Annotated in this window: 19 protein-coding genes; 11 read left to right on the top strand and 8 right to left on the bottom strand. The window is 64.3% G+C overall.

What is annotated here, in order from left to right; all coding sequences use genetic code 11:
- Positions 1-246: 246 nt before the first annotated feature.
- Entirely contained in the window at positions 247-1,482 is a 1,236-nt protein-coding gene (locus CGS25_RS15235) for a dienelactone hydrolase family protein (RefSeq protein ID WP_101675978.1), read from the bottom strand.
- A 147-nt stretch (positions 1,483-1,629) separates the two neighbouring features.
- Here CGS25_RS15235 and CGS25_RS15230 point away from each other — a divergent pair, with 147 nt between their 5' ends.
- The 3 genes from CGS25_RS15230 (at position 1,630) to CGS25_RS15220 (ending at position 3,648) form a co-directional block, all read left to right on the top strand.
- Positions 1,630-2,022 carry a YciI family protein gene (locus tag CGS25_RS15230; protein WP_101675977.1) on the top strand — a complete coding sequence of 131 codons (393 nt, stop codon included), beginning with the start codon at positions 1,630-1,632 and terminating at the stop codon, positions 2,020-2,022.
- On the top strand, positions 1,983-3,239 hold the full coding sequence (locus CGS25_RS15225) for an RNA polymerase sigma factor (RefSeq protein WP_101675976.1): 1,257 nt from the start codon (positions 1,983-1,985) through the stop codon (positions 3,237-3,239). Before CGS25_RS15230 ends, CGS25_RS15225 begins: the two co-directional genes overlap by 40 nt.
- A gap of 64 nt (positions 3,240-3,303) precedes the next feature.
- Positions 3,304-3,648 carry a YciI family protein gene (locus CGS25_RS15220; protein ID WP_101675975.1) on the top strand — a complete coding sequence of 115 codons (345 nt, stop codon included), beginning with the start codon at positions 3,304-3,306 and terminating at the stop codon, positions 3,646-3,648.
- Positions 3,649-3,728: 80 nt separating this feature from the next.
- Here the strand turns inward: CGS25_RS15220 and CGS25_RS15215 are convergent, their stop codons facing one another.
- Positions 3,729-5,351, bottom strand: coding sequence for a long-chain-fatty-acid--CoA ligase (locus tag CGS25_RS15215; protein ID WP_101675974.1), 1,623 nt, complete (start codon positions 5,349-5,351; stop codon positions 3,729-3,731).
- 248 nt (positions 5,352-5,599) lie between these two features.
- On the opposite strand from CGS25_RS15215, the gene CGS25_RS15210 reads away from it, so the two are divergent.
- The 4 genes from CGS25_RS15210 (at position 5,600) to CGS25_RS15195 (ending at position 8,699) form a co-directional block, all read left to right on the top strand.
- Positions 5,600-6,427 carry an arylamine N-acetyltransferase family protein gene (locus tag CGS25_RS15210; protein ID WP_157933847.1) on the top strand — a complete coding sequence of 276 codons (828 nt, stop codon included), beginning with the start codon at positions 5,600-5,602 and terminating at the stop codon, positions 6,425-6,427.
- 220 nt (positions 6,428-6,647) lie between these two features.
- Positions 6,648-7,172: a DUF4142 domain-containing protein gene (locus CGS25_RS15205; protein ID WP_089034201.1), complete on the top strand. Its 525-nt coding sequence runs from the start codon at positions 6,648-6,650 to the stop codon at positions 7,170-7,172.
- 156 nt (positions 7,173-7,328) lie between these two features.
- Positions 7,329-8,243 carry a recombination-associated protein RdgC gene (locus CGS25_RS15200; RefSeq protein WP_089034202.1) on the top strand — a complete coding sequence of 305 codons (915 nt, stop codon included), beginning with the start codon at positions 7,329-7,331 and terminating at the stop codon, positions 8,241-8,243.
- 66 nt (positions 8,244-8,309) lie between these two features.
- The gene (locus CGS25_RS15195) at positions 8,310-8,699 is read left to right on the top strand and encodes a nuclear transport factor 2 family protein (protein ID WP_089034203.1); all 390 of its coding nucleotides are present in this window, start codon (positions 8,310-8,312) and stop codon (positions 8,697-8,699) included.
- Positions 8,700-8,933: 234 nt separating this feature from the next.
- On the opposite strand, the gene CGS25_RS15190 is transcribed toward CGS25_RS15195, so the two are convergent.
- The 3 genes from CGS25_RS15190 to CGS25_RS15180 are packed head-to-tail and all read right to left on the bottom strand — an operon-like array spanning position 8,934 to position 12,294.
- Positions 8,934-9,704, bottom strand: a complete 771-nt coding sequence (locus tag CGS25_RS15190; protein WP_101675972.1) for a VOC family protein — start codon at positions 9,702-9,704, stop codon at positions 8,934-8,936.
- A gap of 33 nt (positions 9,705-9,737) precedes the next feature.
- Entirely contained in the window at positions 9,738-10,865 is a 1,128-nt protein-coding gene (locus CGS25_RS15185; RefSeq protein ID WP_089034205.1) for a zinc-dependent alcohol dehydrogenase family protein, read from the bottom strand.
- Positions 10,866-10,914: 49 nt separating this feature from the next.
- A complete protein-coding gene (locus CGS25_RS15180) occupies positions 10,915-12,294 on the bottom strand; it encodes a hypothetical protein (RefSeq protein WP_101675971.1) in 1,380 nt (459 codons plus the stop codon).
- 227 nt (positions 12,295-12,521) lie between these two features.
- Between CGS25_RS15180 and CGS25_RS15175 the strand changes: the two genes are divergently transcribed.
- Positions 12,522-13,286 (top strand): hypothetical protein, encoded by a 765-nt coding sequence (locus CGS25_RS15175; RefSeq protein ID WP_089034207.1) that lies wholly within the window; start codon positions 12,522-12,524, stop codon positions 13,284-13,286.
- Between the two features lie 4 nt (positions 13,287-13,290).
- Here CGS25_RS15175 and CGS25_RS15170 read toward each other — a convergent pair whose 3' ends face one another.
- Entirely contained in the window at positions 13,291-14,040 is a 750-nt protein-coding gene (locus CGS25_RS15170) for a TSUP family transporter (RefSeq protein WP_101675970.1), read from the bottom strand.
- Between the two features lie 208 nt (positions 14,041-14,248).
- Between CGS25_RS15170 and CGS25_RS15165 the strand changes: the two genes are divergently transcribed.
- A complete protein-coding gene (locus CGS25_RS15165; protein WP_157933846.1) occupies positions 14,249-14,878 on the top strand; it encodes a hypothetical protein in 630 nt (209 codons plus the stop codon).
- A gap of 159 nt (positions 14,879-15,037) precedes the next feature.
- Here CGS25_RS15165 and CGS25_RS15160 read toward each other — a convergent pair whose 3' ends face one another.
- Entirely contained in the window at positions 15,038-18,091 is a 3,054-nt protein-coding gene (locus CGS25_RS15160) for an efflux RND transporter permease subunit (RefSeq protein ID WP_101675968.1), read from the bottom strand.
- A 5-nt stretch (positions 18,092-18,096) separates the two neighbouring features.
- Complete coding sequence (locus tag CGS25_RS15155; protein WP_232802437.1) at positions 18,097-19,209, bottom strand: efflux RND transporter periplasmic adaptor subunit; 1,113 nt, start codon at positions 19,207-19,209, stop codon at positions 18,097-18,099.
- 138 nt (positions 19,210-19,347) lie between these two features.
- Here CGS25_RS15155 and CGS25_RS15150 point away from each other — a divergent pair, with 138 nt between their 5' ends.
- Positions 19,348-20,013 (top strand): TetR/AcrR family transcriptional regulator, encoded by a 666-nt coding sequence (locus CGS25_RS15150; RefSeq protein ID WP_101675967.1) that lies wholly within the window; start codon positions 19,348-19,350, stop codon positions 20,011-20,013.
- Positions 20,014-20,134: 121 nt separating this feature from the next.
- A complete protein-coding gene (locus CGS25_RS15145; RefSeq protein ID WP_101675966.1) occupies positions 20,135-20,689 on the top strand; it encodes a DedA family protein in 555 nt (184 codons plus the stop codon).
- The last annotated feature ends 55 nt before the right edge of the window (positions 20,690-20,744 follow it).

The raw sequence follows: 20,744 nt of genomic DNA, 5'->3' as shown, positions 1-20,744 counted from the left end.
AAGGCACCGCCCTTGTCCCGCGTCCCCAATCAAGCTGCCCACCCAATCATGATCCAGAAAAGTCGCTTCCCGCTAAAGCGCGATGAGCCTTTTTTTTGTTTTCGGAGCCCGTCGGGTCAAAACTCTGGTGATATTTTTGTGTAGGATCAGGCCCAGCCAGCGACGGCGTTGGTTTTTGATGTTTGTGTCGGACGTCCGACGCAAAACCATCAAATTCGGGGCAGGCGGTGGCGATGAACTTTTTTGCTATTTCCCTTCGCTCTCTTGCCAACGCGCCATCAGCTCGTTGGAGGGCAGTGTTTCATCGAGCAGCTTGCGCGCGGTTTCAACGCCAGCAACAGGCAGGCCGGTCGGGTCGAGCAGGCCGACCTGCACCAGCACGCTGGCCTGATCCCAGTAAATATGCTCGTGATACAGCTTGGCACCACGGAATTTGATCACCCCGAGCATCGGGATTTCCACTTTCTTGCCGGTGGGCGCCACCCCGGGCAGCAGCCAGTCGATCTCGCGATCGTGGGTGAAGCTGAGAATGAATTCATCGACTACCTGGGAGGCGCCGACGGTGCGCGACACTGGCACCAGTTGCATGTCGTCCGGGTTGCCGTGCACGAAATGATGCTGATAAAAGCGGCTTAACTGTCGGTAGCCGACGCCGCCGGTCATGGTCGGAATATGGTTCACATAAGGTTCGGCCACCATGGTGGCCATGGTGGCGGACACGTCGCGGATCTCGAATTCCTGGCGGGTGTGCTCCTCCCACAGCGCCGAGAGGTCGTAGTGCGGGCCAATCTCCCGTTTCAGCGCGGCGATGGTGCGCTCATGGGCAATCAGCGCCGAGGCTTTGTGGTAATGGTCGCCGCCGGGGCGGGCGAAGGCATGGTCGACACCGGGGTAGACAAAGGTTTCCAGCCGGCTGACGGTGCCGCCCAGCGTGGTGATGATGCGTTCGCGCGCCGCGCCATCGCAGAAACCATCCAGTTCGGCGAAGTGCAGCACCAGGCGGCCCCGGATGTCCGCGGCCTCATCCAGATGATTTTCGATGCCGACGCCGTAATAGCCCACCGACACCGCCACCCGGGTGCGCGCGGCGGTCAGGTAAGCGAGCTTGCCGCCCAGACAGAAGCCGACGAACCCCAGGCCTTCGCCGGTGACGTCGGGGCGCTGCCCGAGCGCCGCCAGGCTGGCGTCGATGTCCTCGATGGCGCGGTCCACGTCGATGCTTTGAAACAATTCGAAGGCGCGCTTGAAATCCGCTTCGCTGTAACCGAGTTCAATGCCCGGCTGGATACGCCAGAACAGGTCCGGCACCAGCGCCACATAGCCTTCCTCGGCATAGAAGTCGGCGATCTCGCGCATGGTGGCGTTGACACCGAAAATTTCCTGGCCAATCACCAGCCCCGGCCCATGGCCCGCCTCCGGCACCGCGATGTAACCGCGAAACGTGCCGCCATCGCGGGCCTGAATATCAATGAACTCGCCCATGCCTGTTCTCCCGTGCCACGAATTCTGAAAGCGTGAAAAGAGTGAAATATTAGCAGAACCGCCCCCGGTTCTGGTCGAATCGCCTCCGCGCCGGACGACCAGTGGCCATGCGAGCGCTTTCTGATCGCGCTGATCTGGACTATAACCATGGACTATCTTTGCCTGATCTATCTTGACGAGGCGCGGCTGGCGGCGCTGCCGCGCAGCGAGCTGGAATCGCTGGTGTCGGCGATTGGTGTTTGGGAGGGGCGGCTGCGCCAGCATCGTCAGTGCCTGGCGCTGCATCGGCTGGGGCCGTCGCGGTTGGCCACCACCGTGCGCGCGCGGCCGCCCCGCCTTCACGATGGCCCCTGTGCCGGCGAGCGTGAGCAGCTCAGCGTGGTGGCGCTGATTCGAGCCCCTGATCTGGACCAGGCGTTGCAACTGGCCGCCGCGCTGCCCCTGGGCGCTTTGGGCGGGGTGGAAGTGCGGCCGCTGGCCATGGAGCAGACGAGGCAGGCATGCGCAACGGCAATGACAGCACCATCGCGGCGCGGGTAGCGGCGCTGTATCGCAGCGATTCGCGGCGGGTGCTGGCCACTCTGATCCGCTTACTGGGCGACTTCGACCTCGCCGAGGAGGCGCTGCAAGACGCCTTCACCGCCGCCCTGGCACAGTGGCCGCGGCAGGGCGAGCCCGCCAACCCGCGTGCCTGGCTGGTGTCCGCCGGCCGCTTCAAGGCGATTGACCGGCTGCGCCGGCGCGCCCGCTTCGATGCCTCCCGCGAGCAATTGGCCCAGCACCTGGAGATGCAACGCCCGGAATCGGACGACGACGCCAGCGTTGAAGATGACCGCCTGCGGCTGATTTTCACCTGCTGCCACCCGGCGTTGGCCGCCGACGCGCGGGCGGCACTCACGCTGCGCGAGATCTGCGATCTCACCACCGAGGAAATCGCCCGTGCCTTTCTGACCCCCACCCCCACCGTGGCGCAGCGCATCGTGCGTGCCAAGAACAAGATCCGTGACGCCGGCATCCCTTACCGGGTGCCGGACGCCGCTGAACTGGCCGAGCGGCTGGAGAGCGTGCTGCAGGTGATCTATCTGGTCTTCAACGAGGGCTATTACGCCAGTGCCGGAGAGAGCCTGACACGCACCGATTTGTCCGCCGAGGCGATTCGCCTGGGCCGCTTGCTGTTGGCCCTGCTGCCCGACCCGGAAGTGCGCGGGCTGCTCGGGCTGATGCTGCTGATCGAGGCGCGCCGCGCCGCCCGTCTCGACGCCGCCGGCGATCCGGTCTTGCTGGAACACCAGGACCGCGGCCGCTGGGACCGCGCCGCCATCGCCGAGGGCTGCGCCCTGGTGGAGCAGGCGTTGGGCTCCGGGCGTTTCGGCGTGTACAGCCTGCAAGGAGCGATCGCCGCCGTGCACGCCGAAGCGGCCAGCGCCGAGGCCACCGATTGGGCACAGATCGTCGGTCTTTACGACGTACTGCTGCGCGCCCAGCCGTCGCCGGTGGTGGCGCTGAATCGGGCGGTGGCGATGGCGATGCGCGATGGCCCGCAAGCTGGCCTGGCCCTGATCGAAGCCCAACTGGACGCCGGTGAACTGCGCGATTACCCGCTGATTCACGCCGCCCGTGCCGATCTCTACCGGCGGCTGGCGCGCCCCGACCAGGCCCGCGAGAGCTACCGCCGGGCCCGCGACCTGAGCCCGGAAGGCGCCCAGAAACGCTTTTATGAGCGCCGCCTGGAAATTCTTGAAAGCGCTGTCGAATGACGCCAATGGCGCACGATTAGTGTGAACAGACCCTGAGTGACAAACCAACCGGAGCGAGCCCGCCATGAAATACCTGTGTTTGGTCTATAGCGAAGAGGACAAGCTGCACACCTTGCCCGACAGCCCCCGCGACGAAGAGTGCAAGCACTACAGCGAGGGGCTCTACGAAAGCGGCGCGATGCTGGCCGGCGAAGCCCTGCAACCGGTGGCCAGCGCCGTCACCGTGCGGGTGCGCGGCGGCGAGACCTCGGTCACCGACGGGCCGTTCGCCGAGACCAAGGAGCAATTGGCGGGTTTTTACCTGATCCAGGCCCGTGACCTGAACGAGGCGATCCGCCTCGCCGCCGGCATTCCGCCGGCCCGCGTGGGCAGCATTGAAGTGCGGCCACTGCGTGAGCTGGCGGTATAAGCCGGCCGTGTCTTATTATTGGCGTCAGACGTCAGACGTCAGACGTCAGACGTCAGACGTCAGACGTCAGACGTCGCGGCTTATTTTTTCAGCAGGTAACCGTCGTATTCCTCGCGCAGAGTGCGCTTGAGCACCTTGCCGGTGGCGTTGCGCGGCAGTTGGTCCACGAACACCACCGCGTCGGGGATCTGCCAGGACGCGACCTGCCCCTGGTAGGCGTCGAGAATCTCCTGCTCCGAGGGGTCCTGGCCTTCTTCCTTGACGGCGATCAGCAGCGGCCGTTCGTCCCACTTCTCGTGGCGGGCGGCGATGATGGCGGCGTCGGCGATGCCCTCCATGCCCATGGCCAGATTTTCCAGCTCCACCGAGCTGATCCACTCGCCACCGGATTTGATGATGTCCTTGGAGCGGTCCTTGATGGTGACGATGCCGTTCTCGTCCAGGGTCGCCACGTCGCCGGTGGGGAACCAGCCCTCCACGTGCGGGGCCGGGGTGTCCACGTTGAAGTAAGCGTCGATCACCCAATGGCCGCGTGCGTACAGGTCGCCCTGGGTGTCGCCGTCACGGGGCAGCTCGTTGCCGTCGGCGTCGGCGATGCGCAGGTCGACGCCAAACGGCGGCCGGCCCTGTTTGGCCCGCACCGCCGCCTGCTCATCGGCGGACAGCGCCAGATGCTTGTGCAGCAGGGTGCTCACCGAGCCCACCGGGCTGGTTTCGGTCATGCCCCAAGCGTGCAGGGTGTCGACGCCGTACTCGTCACGGAAAGTGGCGATCATTGACGGCGGGCAGGCGGAGCCGCCAATTACCGTGCGCGTCAGGGTGGGGACTTTCTCGCCGGCCTTTTTGAGCGAATCGATCAGCCCCTTCCACAGCGTTGGCACGCCGGCGGCGAGGGTCACTTTCTCGTCGTTGATCAGGTTCTTCAGGCTGTCGCCATCCAGACCCGGCCCCGGCAGCACCAGCCGCGCGCCGACCATGGCCGCCGCGTAGGGAATGCCCCAGGCGTTCACGTGAAACATGGGCACCACCGGCAGAATGCAATCGCGCGCCGACAGCCCGAGGCTGTCCGGCAGCGCCACCGCCATCGAATGCAGCACGGTGGAGCGGTGGGAATAGAGTGCCCCTTTGGGGTTGCCGGTGGTGCCCGAGGTGTAACACAGGCTGGAGGCGGTGTTTTCGTCGAACTCCGGCCAAGCGTAGGTTTCGTCGCCGGCCTCGATCAGGTCTTCGTAGAACTGCAGGCCCTCGACCTTGGCGGCGGCCTCGTCGTCCTTGCCGCCCAGCAGAACCACGTGTTCCAGATGTTCCAGCTTGTCACGGATCGCGGCGATCAGCGGTAGAAAGGTCTTGTCGATAAACAGCACCCGGTCATGGGCGTGGTTGAAGATGTACACCAGTTGCTCGGGAAACAGGCGCGGGTTGATGGTGTGGCACACCAGGCCGGCGCCGGACACCCCGAAATACACCTCGAGATGGCGGCGGTTATTCCAGGCCAGGGTGGCAACCCGATCACTCTGCTTCAGCCCCAACCCGGTGAGTGCCGACGCCAGACGCCGGCTGCGGCGCTCGATTTCGCTCCAGCGGGTGCGGTGCAGGCCGCCTTCGGTGTCCACCGAGACAATTTCGCCATCGCCGTGATAACGGGCGGCATGGGCGATCTGAGCGCTGATCAGCAGCGGTTGTTGCATCATTTGGCCAAGCATTCGGGCTCTCCTGTCTTGTTGTCATCACCCGGCGCGCGGGTGTCTGTTGTTATCGTGATAAACGTCGATTCGTGGCCCTGAGTGGCGGGGCGGTGAACGTCTGATTCGATAATGTACCGGCCCGGGCGACAAAAACACATCAATGGGGTGTGACTACCTGCGTGATCCGCCGGGCCGGGCTTTCAGGCCCCCTCGCGAGACGCTTATAGTGGCTGATGGCAGTGGCCCCAATCACTGGAGAGGCTCCGATGGCCGAACCGTTTGATCTTCACGCTTACCTGAAGCGCATCGCGTTTCACGGCGAGCCGCGCGCGACTCTGGCGGTGCTGGCGGAGATTCAAAGGCTGCACGCGCAGCACCTGCCCTTCGAAAATCTCAGCCCATTGTTGGGTGAGGCGGTGCCTCTGGACCTTGCCGCCCTGCAACAAAAGCTGATCCGGCAACGGCGCGGCGGTTACTGCTACGAGCACAATCTGCTGCTGCTGGAGGCCCTGCGGCGGGTCGGTTTCCGCGCCCGGGGGCTGGCCGCGCGGGTGTTTTGGAACGCCCCTGCCGACGCCCGGCCGCCGCAAACACACATGCTGCTGCTGGTGGAATGGCAGGGCACCGACTATCTGGTGGACGCCGGCTTCGGCGGCATGACCCCCACCGGCCCGTTGCGGCTGCGCGAACGCGACGTTCAGCGCACCCCCCATGAGGATTTCCGCGTTCGGCCCGAGGGCCGCCTGTTCGCTCTGGAAGCCCGGGTCGCCGCCGCCTGGAAGCTGATCTACAAGTTTGATCTGGAGGAGCAGTGGCTGGCGGATTATGAGGTGGCCAGTTGGTATCTCTCGCATCACCCGGAATCCATGTTCGTAACCAACCTGATCGCCGCCCGGGCTGCCCCCGAAGGCCGGCACAGCCTGTTGAACGACCGTTACACCCTGTATCGTCCCGATGGCCACCGCGAGGAGCGGGCCCTGGCCGGTGCCACGGAGGCGCTTGAGCTGCTGGGCACGGTGTTCGCCATCGACGTGCCAGACGCCGATGCGCTGGCGGCCCGGGTGGAGGCGATCCTGAAAGCCGGCAAAGGCTGAATTTTTCCCTCTTTTTCATTCCCGGGAAACGCCGCTCCATGCCCCGCATCGCCCGTCATCAACGCCCCCGCTGGCATCCGCCCGGCGCGGGCGCCGGTTCACGGCGGCTTTTAAGTGATGCCCGGCGCGCCTATAACGCCAGTAGTACCGCTGCCGGTACGCGCGGTGCGCGCCAGCAAGGCGCCGCCGCCATGGACGACTTAACTTTAAGGAGAGACCCATGAAATCGTTTCTGCCCCGAGCCTTGATGCTGTTGATGACCTGCTTCGCCCTGGCCGGCGTGGCCCGGGCCGATGACGTGATCACCGCCGAGGAGTTCGTCGGTAACGTCTCGGCCATGAACATCGGTATCGTCAACATCGCGCAGACCGCCATCGACCAGGACGACGCCGGTTCTGAAATCCGCGATTTCGCCGAACGTTTGAAGCAGGACCATCAGACCATGAACAGCGAACTGCAGACCCTGGCGTCCAGCAAGCAGCTGAAGATGGCCGACGACGCCGATGCGCGTGGCATCGCCAACACCGCCAAATTGATGGTGCTCAGCGGCGATCTGTTCAGCGAATCCTTTATCAACACGCAGATCAGCGCCCATGAGCGGCTGATCGAGTACATCGAGCACGCCCGCGAGCAACTGAACGACGATGAGCTCACGCAATTCGCCAAGACCAAGTTGCCGATGCTCAACAGCCACCTGGAAATGGCGCGCCAGCTTCAGACCATGGAGCCCACCCAGGACCAATAACACGCACGACGTGCCCGGGGCCGGTTCATGGCCCCGGTTGCCCCTGCCGTCAGTCAACGCTTGAGACGCTTCCCCGGCTCCGCTAGTGTGGCCGCTTTCCTTTTACCCTCGCTCCCGGCCACGACGGCCGTGCTCTATCAATGGAACCCGCGCACTATGTGGATCAAGAACCTCACCGTTTTTCTCAGCGCCGACCCTTTCGCCTTTACCGCCGCCGAACTGGAAGAAAAGCTGGACCAGGCCTACTGCCCGCCCTGTGGTCCGCAGAGCCTGAGCAGCGAGGGCTTCGTGCCGCCTCTTAAGGGCGAAGCGCGCATGGTGATTCCCGCCGAGGGCTTTCTTTACTTCATGTATCAGGAAATCGTGCGTCTGCTGCCTGGCCCGGTGATCAAGGAAGAGCTGGATGAGCGCGTCGAAGCGCTGCAAGACCAGGAAGGTCGCAAAATCGGCCGCAAGGAACGCGCCGATCTCAAAGACCAGATCACCTTTGAACTGCTGCCCAAAGCGTTCACGCGCTCGCGCCGGGTGCCGGTGCTGGTGGACATGGAGCGCCGTCGCATCCTGGTTGATTGCGCCTCGGAGAGCCGCGCTGAGCAGGTCGTCTCGGCGCTGCGCAAGGCGCTCGGTTCGCTGCCGGTAACCCGCCCCTCGGCGCCGACCGCCACCGCCACCGCCTTCAACCACTGGCTGCAACAGCCCGCCGGCTTGCCGGAGCGTTTTACCCTGGGCGACCGTTGTGAGTTGAAGGATGGCAAGGGCGAAGGCGCCAGCGTGCGCTTTACCGCCGTCGACCTGAGCCAGGAAGAGATTCTCGCGCACCTGGAAAGCATGGTGGCGGTACGCCTTAACCTGTGCTTCAACGACGAGCTGGAACTGGATCTTCTGCAGGACTTTTCGATCAAGCGAATCAAGCCGCTGGATCTGATCCAGGAAAACATCGACGCCATCGACGCGGAAGACGCGATGGCCGAACTGATGGCCCGCATCACGGTGCAGGGCGGCACGCTGCGCGGCGCCTTGGACACCCTTTACAGCCACTTCGAGGTGGAAGCGCAAGCGCCCGCCGGCTGAGCCGGGCGCGGCTTTCCGGGGAAGTGTTTACAGTGTAAATTGAACTCTTTCCCGAGGAGCCCGACCATGATCGAACAGACCATCGCACAATGGCACAAGCTGGTGGACGCCAAAGACAGCGCCGCCCTGGACGAGATCCTGGCGGACAACGTGGTGTTCCACTCGCCGGTGGTGCACACCCCTCAACAGGGCAAGGCGATTACCCGCCTTTACCTCACCGCCGCTCTGCACACGCTCAACAACGAGCACTTCCGGTACCTGCGCGAGGTGCTCGACGGCGACAACGCGATGCTGGAATTCACCACCGAACTGGATGGCATTCAACTCAACGGCGTGGACATCATTCACTGCGACGCGGACGGACGCATCGACGACTTCAAGGTGATGGTCCGTCCCCTCAAAGCGGTCAACAAGATCCACGAAATGATGGGCGCCATGCTGGAAAAACTGAAATGAACCACTCAATAGCGCGTGGCGCCATGCAGGTGTTGCCGGTATGAGTTGACGGTCTGCCCCTCTCCCTGTCCCTCTCCCCAACCCCTCTCCCGCCAGGGGAGAGGGGACCCTCCAGAAAGCGGCCGGCAGCCTCTGTCGGTCCCTCCGGGCAGGGTTTGTTAGCCCCTCTCCCCTGGCGGGAGAGGGGTTGGGGAGAGGGGGCCGGCACGGCTTGAGGTTAATGAGCGCCGTGGTCTACCGGCCCGCTTTCGGACACCAGTCCACACCGGCGAGCCGGAAGCGGCCGTCACGGACGGTGTAACCGCGTTCCCCGGCGCGGGCCAGGACGTCGTCCACGCCTTTCACGTTCAGGTGCAGGGCGCTCAGACATTCCCGCTCACCGTCGCCGTGCAGAAAGCGCAGGGCCGCGCCGCCGGACTCCAGGGTGGGCGTGTCGTCAGAGTGGTCCAGCGGCAGCTCCAGAATGCGCGCCCAATGGCCGGCCAGGTCTTCCGGCACCGGTGTTTCCAGGTCGACGCCAGTCAGCGTTCGCGCCACCGTGGAGGTGGGGCTCTCGCGCCAGTCTTCTCCCGCCGGCCAGTACGGTCCGTCCAGGGGCTCGCCGCCCTCGGTGTGATTGAACTCGATCATGGCCGCGCGGCAATCGCGGGGGTGAAGCTGCACCCCCAGATAGCTCTCCACACGCACCCGGTTCACTTCCACCACGCCCAGGTCGGCGCAATGCTCGGCGCGGCCCACTGGATCGTCGCAATCAAAAATCGCCATGTAGCCGCCCTTGCCGCCGGAGCGCTGCAGAAACCGCTCGGCGGTGGTGCCTTCGCGAATCGGCGCGACGATTTCCACGAAGCGGTCGCCGATGGCGAAGATCACGTTTTCCAGCCCATAGCGGGCCAGATTCGGATCGCGATGGCAGACGTGCAGATCAAGAATGTGGCGCAAATCCGCCACCGCCGTTTCCAGTTCCGATGCCACCAGGCACACCTGGCGAAGCCGTAAATAAGACATCCTTTTCTCCCTGTTGGCCGCCATGATGATCGGTTAATCGAACACGATCACCTGACGAATCGCCTCGCCGCTGGCCAGCCGGTCGAAGCCTTCGTTGATCTGATCCAACGTCAGACGGTGGGTGAGCAGCTTGTCCACCGGCAGACGGCCGGCCTGATAGAGCGCGACGTACTCGGGAATATCCAGCGCCGGCACGTGGCCGCCCAGATAAGAACCCATGAAACGGCGTTCCTCGGCGACCATCTGCACCGGGCTGACCGCCAGCCGGGTGCTCGGGTGGGGCAGCCCGGCGGTGACCGTGGTGCCGCCCTTGCCGGTGGCGGCGAAGGCGAATTCCAGCGCCGGGCCAACCCCGGCGAACTCGGCGGCGATGTCCACGCCGCCGCCGCTGATCTTCTTGACCTGCTCCACCGCGTCTTCATCGCCGGAGTTGACCACATGGGTGGCGCCCAGGGATTTGGCCATGTCCAGTTTGTCTTGGGCGATGTCCGCGGCGATCACCTGGCGGGCGCCGCCGGCCACCGCGCCGAGCACCGCCGACAGGCCGACGCCGCCCAGGCCCACCACCAGCACCGACTGGCCGGCGCGCAGACCGGCGGTGTGCACCACCGCGCCGACGCCGGTGAGCACCGCGCATCCGAACACGGCGGCGATGTCGAACGGCAGATCCTTGTTCACTTTCACCGCCGAGCGCCGCGAGGTGACCGCGTATTCGGCGAAGCCGGACACGCCCAGATGATGATTGATGGTGGCGTCGCCCTGGTGCAAGCGATGCCCGCCGCCGAGCAGCACCCCTTCGTTGTTGGCCACGGCGCCGGGCGCGCACAGCGCCGCGCGGCCGCCCAGGCAATAATCGCAGGTGCCGCAGCTGGGCACGAACGAGAACACCACGTGATCGCCCACTTGCAGATCGGTGACACCGTCGCCCACTTCCATGACTTCGCCGGCGGCTTCATGACCCAGTGCCATGGGCAGCGGCCGGGGGCGATTGCCATCGATCACCGACAGATCGGAATGGCACAGCCCGGCGGCGCGAACCCGCACCAGGATTTCGCCGTGGCCCGGTGCATCCAGTTCCACTTCCTCGATCTTCAGCGGTTGTGAATCCTTGTAGGGTTTGCTGGCCCCCATCTCGTGAAGTACCGCCGCGCGCGTTTTCATAGTCTCTCCCTTGCGTTGAATCGGGCGGCGCCAGGGCGCCGCCAAACCGTTATCGACCGGACGTATCATCCGTGTCTTTACTAAAAGTGTGATCGTTTTCGCCGCGGAAAAAGTGGCGGCCGTAGATCAGCAGACACAGGGCCACGCCCACCGCGAACGCCCAGGTGGCGCCTTGCACCGCGAGCACCGCGGCGATCACGCCGGCGATGCCCAGATCGCGCTGGCTGCGCGCCTCGAGAATGCCAATGCGCACGCTCACATAGCCCTGGATCAACAGGGTCAGCGCCAGGGCGACACCGAGAATCGGCTCCACCAGGCTGACAATCGGCATCAGCAGCAGGCCGGTGTTGGTGCCCCAGCGGAACGAGCCGGCGCCGCCGAAGATCGAGTCCATGGCTTTGCGGCCTGCCTTGAAGCGTTCCACGATCACCACGTGCATCGCCGCCCAGAGCGGGCCGCACATGGCCACGTCCGGGCCGAGAATGCTCATGGTGGCGTTGCGGCCGCCAAAGATCATGTGGGCGCGGTCGGCGTCGTAATCAATCTTTTCATCCTGGCGGGCATCGTCCGCTTCATGCAGCAGGGCCTTGCCCTGCAGCACATCGCCAAACAACACGATGTACGCGGCCAGCATGGTCGGTATCGCCTGCAGGAACATACCCGGCGACGGCAACCCCAGCCCGAACACCGTGTACTCATTCCACAGGGTGGCGAAATCCGGCTTGGAGAAGCCCCACTCGATGGTCGGCCAGGGCGCTTCACTGAAGATCGGCGCGATCATGATCGCCAGCGCGATGATCGGAAAAATTCCCAGCTTGCCCAGGGTCGACCAGAACGCATTGCGGTTTTTCAGTACCGCGAAATGACGAGAAAAAATCAAATAAAAGGCGATGCCAATGGCGATGGAGATGGTCCAGGGGAAGCTCTCGAAGCGTCCGCCGGCTTCAAACACGGTGCTCACCGCGGCGATGCCCGCGCCCATGATAATGCCCGCCTTGATCGCCGGCGGCACCACGTTGACCACGCGTCGTGACAGCCCGGTGGCACCCAGGCCGATACAAAACACACCGAGCAAGAGCTGAAAGGCGATCAGCGCATGGATGCGCTCGGGGCCTTCCGGGAAGGTCTGGCAGTAGGCCATCAGCAGCGGGATCGCCGGCGTGATCCAGCCTGGCACCACCGGGTCGCCGAGCAGGTGGTGGGCCAGGTAGAGCAGGCCATTGAGCATCACCACCGCCAGCGCCGCCTCGAACGGCATGCCCAGCAACTCGGTCATCAGCGGGATCGCGGCCAGATCCACCGCGCACATCAGCAAGCCCTGCAGGTAGTCGGGCCACTCGAAGCGGTAATGGATGAACGGCAGCCGGACTTTAAAAGGGCCCAGGGGCCAGTACAGGGTTTCGCCATCCTGGCGGCGGTAGTCTCGCATGGGCCTTTCCGGGGTTAGCAACGGAGTTCATCAGTTTAGAAGCGCTGACCGGGTGGTCAAGCATCACGACATGGGATTGTCGACCGGCCCGGCGAGCCGCCACTGTTAAACCGTCACTGTTAAACAGTGTTAAGCCTCCGTGGAGCGGGCCGGGAACGGCGTAGCATACAGTGTCTGGCCGGTGCCAACGCCGGCTCAGGGAGTGTTCCCATGCCAAGGAGGTTCCAATGCGTTATTCCCCCGTGCTGATCGCCGCCGGCACCCTGGCCCTGGTGGCCTGCCAGCAGCCCGAAGACGACAAAGCGAAAGGCGAGGACCTGCCGCACCCGGACATCAATACCACCCAGTCCGGCGGCGAAGTCGGTTCCGCGCAGACTCAGTCCAACCGCCCGCCGGGCGGCGAGGCGGATGCCAAAGAAGGCGTTCAATCCGCCCAGGACGAGCAGGCGTCGCTGAGCGAGGACGAGGCCGCTACCTTCGAGAGCGAGGAATATGGGGTACGGATTACCTATCCCAAAACTCTGGAAAAGCACGCCGGCGATGGCGCGGGCAACAATAAAGAGGCGGGCTGGAACGCGTTCGCCGAGCCGGATGCCGATGGCGAGCAGTTGATCACCTTGACGGTGCCTGGCGCCAACGACAACAACCGTGCCGAATTCCGCATGGGCGCCAATCGCTCCACTAAGGCGCTCAGTCATTGCAAGGACGTTCCGGCCGGCGCCGCCCAGGCCGAGGGGCAGGAAAATCAGCACACCATCAGCGGTGTGCCGTTCGCCACCTTCGAGGTGGATAACGTCACCCAGGATCGCTACGAGCGCATTCGCAGTTACCGGGCCACCTACTCGGAAGCCTGTTACGCCATCGATCTGATCGTCAGCGGCACCGGCAATCAGAACGCGGCCGGCGAGGCCGACAAAGGCCAGGGCAAGGACCCGTCCGGCCAGTTCGAGCAGCTGCAAACCGTGCTCGACGGCGTCGAATTCACCAAATAACCGGTCAGCGCAGCAGGTAGCGCCCGAGCATCAGCAGGCAGATCACCACGATCAGCGGGCGGATCAGCCGGGCGCCGCCGCGCAACACCGCGTGGGAGCCCAGCCAGGCGCCCAATATCTGGCCGCAGGCCATTACCAGGCCGACGCTCCACAGCACCTTGCCGCCGAGCACGAACACGGTCAGCGAAGCGATGTTGCTGGCGAAGTTCAAGGCCTTGGCGTGGGTGGTCGCGGTGATCAGATCCTGACCGCGCAGGGCGACGCCCGCCAGCGAGAAAAACGAGCCGGTACCCGGGCCGAAGAAACCGTCGTAGAAGCCGATCAGTGGCACCACGCCCCGTTCGTAGGGGCGCGTCGCCAGACGTGGTGCGCGCGTCACATGGCCGGCCCCCGGGGTGAGCAGAAAATACAGGGCGATCCCCGCCAGCACCACCGGCACCAGGGTTTCCAGGGCGTCGGTGTGCACCACCTGGACCAGCACGGTGCCCAGGCCCGCGCCCAGTAACGAGGCAATGAAGGCGCCCTTGAGCGCGGCGGGCTCGAAACGGCGCAGGCGCAGCAGGGTGAGGCTGGCCATGCCCGACCCGAAGGTGCCTTGCAGTTTGTTGGTGGCCAGAGCGGACACTGGCGGCAGGCCGGCCAGCAAAAGGCCGGGCAGAGTCAGCAGCCCGCCACCGCCGGCCAGCGTATCGATAAAGCCCGCGGCCAACGCGACGCCGCCAAGAATGATTAACACCGACAGTTCCAGTTCCACCACGGCTCCCGTTCATCAAGCGCTCACTCTAACCAGATCGGTGCAGGCTCGCCATCGGCACGGTTTTACCAAGTTTCGCAAAATCCCGGTGGACAGCCCCAAGGCAAACGCTAACGTAACAATGTTGTGGTTGGGTGCCGTTTGGGCATCGGAGGGAGGGCAGTACCGGGCACGCCGGGAGGCGGGCTCGCTGGCGAGGAGAAAGAAAATGCTTGGCCTGCGTGCAGGAGTGGCTGTCACGACGCTGGCGCTATTGAGTGGTTGCGGCCCGGGCGAGGGCGGAGGTGGTTTTGAAACCGCCGCCGAGGCTCCGGCACCGCAAGTGGTGTTCCGCAGTGAAACCTATGGCGTGGAGATGGTGTATCCGGAAAACGGCGTGCAGGGTTCCGATGACGCCACCGGTTATTTCGACAATGCCGGCTGGCAGGTTTTCGCCGGGCCGGATCAGCACGGCACCCGCTTGCTCTCGCTGTTGCTGGAAGGCTCCAACGAAATCACCACCGGCGAGCTGCGCCTGGGCGTCAGCCGTAACCCGGAGCAGTTGCGCCAGTGCACCCAACCGGGGCCGCTGGCGCAGACGGACACGGTGTCCTCGGCCACCTTCGACGACGTTGAGTTCACCAGTTACAGCGCCGGCGACGCGGCCATGAATCATTATCAGAAGGTGCACGCGTTCCGCACGCTGCGCGACGACACCTGCTACGCCATCGACCTGATCGTGCGGGGCACCAACCCGGAAGTCTACGACCCACCGAAAACCCCGCCCTTTGCCCAGGACGAAGCTTTCCATCGTCTGCAGGCTTTGCTGGGCGGCTTTTCCTTTATTGAAAGAAAGTGAAGCGCAAACACGCTTGCACGCGGCACGCTTACACGCCAAGTCAAACCCCCCGTGCTGAACGGCTTGCGGTTTGGCTCGCTGCTTTTGCAACTCCGCAAAGCCGCCGCTGGCACCGGTTTAGCGTCTAGCGTGCAAGCGTGCTGCGCGCAAGCGTTTTCCCTAATGCTCCTCCTTGACCTTGAACCAGGCCGCGTACAGCGCGGGCAGGAACAGCAGGGTCAGGGCGGTGGCGACGATCAGACCACCCATGATCGCCACCGCCATTGGGCCGAAGAAGTCGCTGCGTGACAGGGGGATCATCGCCAGCACGGCGGTCAGGGCGGTCAGGGCGATGGGCCGGAAGCGGCGCACGGTGGATTCGATGATGGCATCCCAGGGCGCCAGGCCCTGGGCAATGTCTTGCTCGATCTGGTCCACCAGAATCACCGAGTTGCGCATGATCATGCCAGACAACGCAATGGTGCCGAGCATGGCCACGAAGCCGAACGGTTCGCCAAACAGCAGCAGGAACAGGGTGACACCGATCAGCCCCAGGGGGGCGGTCAGGAACACCAGGGTGGTCAGCGAGAACCGGCGCAATTGCAGCATCAGCAGCGAGATCACCACCAGAATAAACAGCGGCACGCCGGCGTTCACCGAGTTCTGCCCCTTGGCGGATTCCTCCACGGTGCCGCCCACTTCCAGTAAATAGCCCGGCGGCAGGCTGACGCGGATATCGTTCAGGCTGGGCTGAATCTGCTGCACCAGAGTGGCGGGCTGATCACCGCCATAAATGTCCGCGCGCACGGTCACCGTGGGCAGCCGGTTGCGGTGCCAGATAATGCCTTCTTCAAACCCGTACTCCAGGATCGCGACCTGGGACAGCGGAATGCTGCCGCCGTTGCTGGTCTGCACCGTCATATTGCCCAGTTGCGAAAGCCGCGCGCGTTCCTCGGCGGTGCCGCGCACTTCCACGCTGATCAGTTCGTTGTCCTCGCGGTACTGGCTCACCGCCACACCGGACAACGAGCTCTGCAGTGCCCGGGACAGGTCGGCGGTGTTCACCCCGAGAGCGCGGGCGCGGTCCTGATCGATGCTCAGGTGCACCACCTTGCTGGGCTCTTCCCAATCCAGATGCACATTGGTGACATGGGGGTTCTCGCGCACCTTGCCGGCCACTTCGCGGGCCAGCTCACGGACCTTGCCAATGTGCTCGCCGGAAACCCGGAACTGGATCGGATAGCCCACCGGCGGGCCGTTCTCAAGCCGGGACACCCGGCTGCGCACGGTCGGGAAGTTCTGTTCCATGGTGTCGATCAGCCAGGCACGCACCTGCTCGCGCTCTTCGATATTGTGGGTCAGCACCACGAACTGGGCGAAGCTGGCGGCGGGCAGTTGCTGATCCAGGGGCAAATAAAAGCGCGGCGAGCCGGCGCCCACATAGGCCACGTAGTTTTCAATCTGCTTGTTGTCAGCCAGGCGCTTTTCGAGGCGCTCCACGACATCCTGAGTGGCCTGTTGCGAGGCGCCTTCGTTGAGCTTCAGGTCGACCATCAGCTCCAGGCGCGCCGAGGGCGGGAAAAACTGCTGGGGCACCAGCCGGAACAGCGCCAGCGAGCCGACGAAGCACAGCAGGGTGAGCACGATCACTGTTTTGCGGTGCTTTACGCACCACGCCACCAGGGTGCGAAAGCGCCGATAAAACGGTTTCTGGTAGGGGTCGTGCACCTCGCCTTCGCCGTTCCGGCGCGCCAGGTCGGGCAGCAGTTTGTCGCCCAGGTAGGGCACGAACACCACCGCGGTGATCCAGGACACCAGCAATGCCAGCGTCACCACCTGGAAGATCGAACGGGTGTATTCGCCGGTGCTGGAATCGGCGGTGGCGATCGGCAAAAAACCGGCGGCGGTGATCAGCGTGCCGGTGAGCATGGGAAAGGCGGTGCTGGTCCAGGCGAAGCTGGCCGCCTTGATGCGGCTGAGCCCCTGCTCCATTTTGATCGCCATCATCTCCACCGCGATGATGGCGTCATCCACCATCAGGCCCAGGGCCAGCACCAGAGCGCCCAGGGAAATCTTGTGCAGGCCGATGTCGAAGTAATGCATCAGCGCGAAGGTCATCGCCAGCACCAGCGGAATCGACAGCGCCACCACCAGGCCGGTGCGCATGCCCAGCGAGAAAAAGCTGACGATCAGAACGATCACCAACGCCTCGATCAGAACGCGCACGAACTCGCCAACCCCTTCTTCCACCGCCGCCGGCTGGTCGGAGACCTTGCTCAGCGTCATGCCCACCGGCAGGGTTTCCTGAAGCTGTTTGAATTTCTGGTCCAGCGCTTCGCCAAGATCAAGAATGTTGCCGCCGCTTTTCATCGACACGGCGATGCCCAGGGCATCCTCGCCCATAAAGCGCATGCGCGGCTGCGGCGGGTCGCTGAAGCCGCGATACACGCGGGCGATGTCGCCGAGCAGGAAAGTACGCCCTTCGGCGCGAATCGGAAAACGGCGAATCTCATCCACGGAGCGGAAATTGCCGGACACACGCACGCGGATTCGCTCGCTCGGCGTTTCAAAAAAACCGGCGTCGGAGACCGCGTTCTGATTCTGCAGCGCCTGCTGCACGGCGGCCATCGAGACGCCCAGCGAGGCCAGTTTGGTGTTGTTGATTTCCACCCAGATTTTTTCGTCCTGCAGGCCGACCAGTTCCACCTTGCCGACGTTCTTGACCCGCTGCAGCGCCAGCTGCAGGCGATCCGCGTAATCTTTCTTCAGCGCGTAGTCGAAATCCTTGCCGGTGATCGCGTAGATGTTGCCGTAGGTGGTGCCGAATTCATCGTCGAAAAACGGCCCTTGAATGTCCTGGGGCAAGGTGTGGCGAATGTCGCCGACTTTCTTGCGCACCTGATACCAGAGATCGGGGATGTCGGAAGAGAGCATATTGTCGCGGGCCATGAACATCACCTGCGACTGGCCCGGCCGCGAAAACGAGGTAATGCGCTCGTAGTCGCCGGTTTCCATCAGCTTCTTTTCGATCCGCTCGGTGACCTGGCGTGACACTTGTTCGGCGCTGGCGCCCGGCCACAGCGTGTTGACCACCATCACCTTGAAGGTGAACGGCGGGTCCTCGCTTTGCCCGAGCTGGCCATAGGAGAGCACCCCCAGGGCGCCGAGCAGAATCATCGCGTAGAGCACCAGAGCACGGTTCTTCAGCGCCCATTCGGAGAGATTGAACGACATCGCGGTTACTCCCCGGTGGCCAGGTCCACGGATCGATTGGCGCGATCCACCGGGCGCACCTTCTGCCCTTCATGCAGCACCTGGGTGCCGGCGGCGATCACCCATTGGTCGGGTTTGAGGCCGGCCAGTACCGGCACCTGATCCTCCCGATAGGCGCCCACCTGGACCGGCGTTTTGCGCAGGCTGCCGTTGGCGGAGACCACCCACACGAAGGCCTCGCCGTGATCGGCGCTGAGCGCGGAGAGAGGAATCAGCAAGGCGTGTTGTGCGTCGGAGCCACGGCTATAAACCCGCGCGCTTTGCCCGAGTTCGGCGCCCACGGCATCGTTGTCGAACGCGACTCGCGCCTCGAAAGTACGGGATACCGGGTCGGCCGCCGGCGACAGTTCGCGAACCGTGCCCGGGAACGGTTTGCCCTGCCGTGACCACAGTTCAATGCGGACCTTCTGGCCAACCGTCACTTTGTCCACGTCCCGCTCGGGCAGATCGATGCGCACCTCGCGCTCGCCGGCCACCGCCAGGGTAAAGACTGCCTGGCCGGCGGCAACCACCTGGCCGGCCTCCGCCTGACGGCTGGCGATGACGCCATCTTGCGGGGCGCGCAGCACCGCGTAATCGGTCTGATTGCGAGCCACATTGAAGTCGGCGCGGGCCTGGTTATATTGCGCGTCGCTGGCCTTGAAGCGGCTTTCCACGGAATCGAACTGGGAGCGGCTGATCACCTCACGCTCCATCAATTTGCGGTAGCGTTGCAACTCGCTCTCGGCCAGCTCTTGATCGGCCTTGGCGGCGCTCATGCGCGCCCGCGCCGCCTGCATTTGCAAGCCGACGTCCTCGGCATTGAGTTCAGCCAGTGGCTGGCCCTGTTTGACCCGGTCGCCCACGTTCACCAGCCGGCGGCTGATCTTACCGGCGATGCGGAAGCCCAGTTGCGGCTCGTAACGGGCACGCACCTCACCGGAATAGCTCTCCAGGGCGCCGTCGGCGGCCACCGGCTGCGCCACCAGCGCCGGCCGTGGCGTATCCGGCGGCGGCGCCTCCGATGAACAGGCCGCCAGGACCAGGGATACGCAGATCAGCACATAGGGTTTCATGTTGGCACCATTTATTGAGTTCATCCGCGCCGCCCGGGACAGGCCCGGCCCCGCATCGTCGGCGCGGAGATAACTTGTTGTAAGAGCGCCTTGCTGACGCCAATGCTATACTGGCAGGTATAGTAATTTTACTGAACCCATCAGTCCACTATTTGGAAAATAATGTCGCCGACCACTCCCTCTCCGTCAGCCCGGGGCTCGTCAGCCCGGGGCTCGCCAGCCCGGGGCCGCCCCAAGGACCCGGCCAAGCGGGCCGCCATTCTGGAAGCCGCCAAGGAACTGTTTCTGCGCGACGGTTACGTGGGCACCAGCATGGACGCGGTCGCGGCGGCGGCGGGGGTTTCCAAGCTCACCGTCTACAGCCATTTTTCCGACAAGCCGACGCTGTTCTCCGCCGCGGTGGAATCGAAATGCGAAGAGATGCTGCCCTCGTTCGCGGTCGGTGATGATTACGATCTGGCCACCGTGCTTCAGCACATCGGTCAGAATTTCGTGGATGTGATCAACAGCGCCGAAGCCGTGGGCTTGCATCGGCTGATGGCGGTGCACGCCGGGCAGGGCACCGATACGGACATGGCCAGGTTGTTCTTCGAGGCCGGCCCCCAGCGCACGCTCAACGAGATGGAGCAATTGCTGGCGCGCTCCATGAAAAAAGGCGAGTTGCGCGTGGACGACCCGGCCCTGGCGGCGGAGTATTTTTTTGGCCTGCTGCAGGGCTGCCATCACATGAAAGTGCTGATCGGCTACGCGGAACCGCTTAGCCCCGCCGAGGCCGAGCACCACGTGCGTGGCGTGGTGACCCTGTTTCTGCGCGCCTACGCTCCCTGAGACCGCCCGCCGGCGCGGGCCGCCCGGCGGGTCGCGGAGTACCCTCTTTTTCTTTTTACGCCTTTTGCCCGGCCGGCAACCGGGGTAGGCTGCCTGCTCCGTTCGCGCCGGGCCTGCCGCCATGCTTCAGGGCTTCCTCGAAAACTTCGGCTATGTAGCCCTGTTCCTCGGTACCTTTTTCGAGGGCGAGACGATTCTGGTGCTGGCCGGTTTCCTCGCTTTCCAGGGCTATCTGCGCCTGGATCTGGTCATCGCCACCGCCTTTTTCGGCGCCTGCGCCGGCGATCAGCTCTGGTACATGCTGGGCCGCCACCACGGCCGCCGGGTACTGGCGCGCAAGCCGCGCTGGGAAGCGCTCGGCGAGCGCGCGCTACGGTTGATACGCCGCCATCCGGATCTGTGGGTGCTCGGGTTCCGCTTTATCTATGGCGTGCGCACCGTGATGCCGGTGGCGATTGGCGTATCCGGTTACCCGCCCGGCCGCTTCCTGGTCTTCAATTGCCTCGGTGCCGGGATCTGGGCGACGGTGCTGGGGCTCGCTGCCTACCATTTCGGCAATCTTCTGGAAACCCTGCTCGGCCACGTCAAACGGTATGAATTCATCGTGCTGGGCGCCCTGGTGGTGCTCGGCGTGCTGTTCTGGCTGCGGCGTTACTATCGCAACCGCCGTACTTAGAGCGCTGGCACGGTCCTTGATCGCGAAATGTTTTGGCCCAATGGCATGGCACTGT

It is taken from the genome of Alloalcanivorax mobilis, from assembly GCF_002864685.1.
Lineage (GTDB): Bacteria > Pseudomonadota > Gammaproteobacteria > Pseudomonadales > Alcanivoracaceae > Alloalcanivorax > Alloalcanivorax mobilis.
The sequence above is the reverse complement of the archived record's forward strand: the minus strand, read 5'-3'. Positions and strand labels throughout refer to the sequence as shown.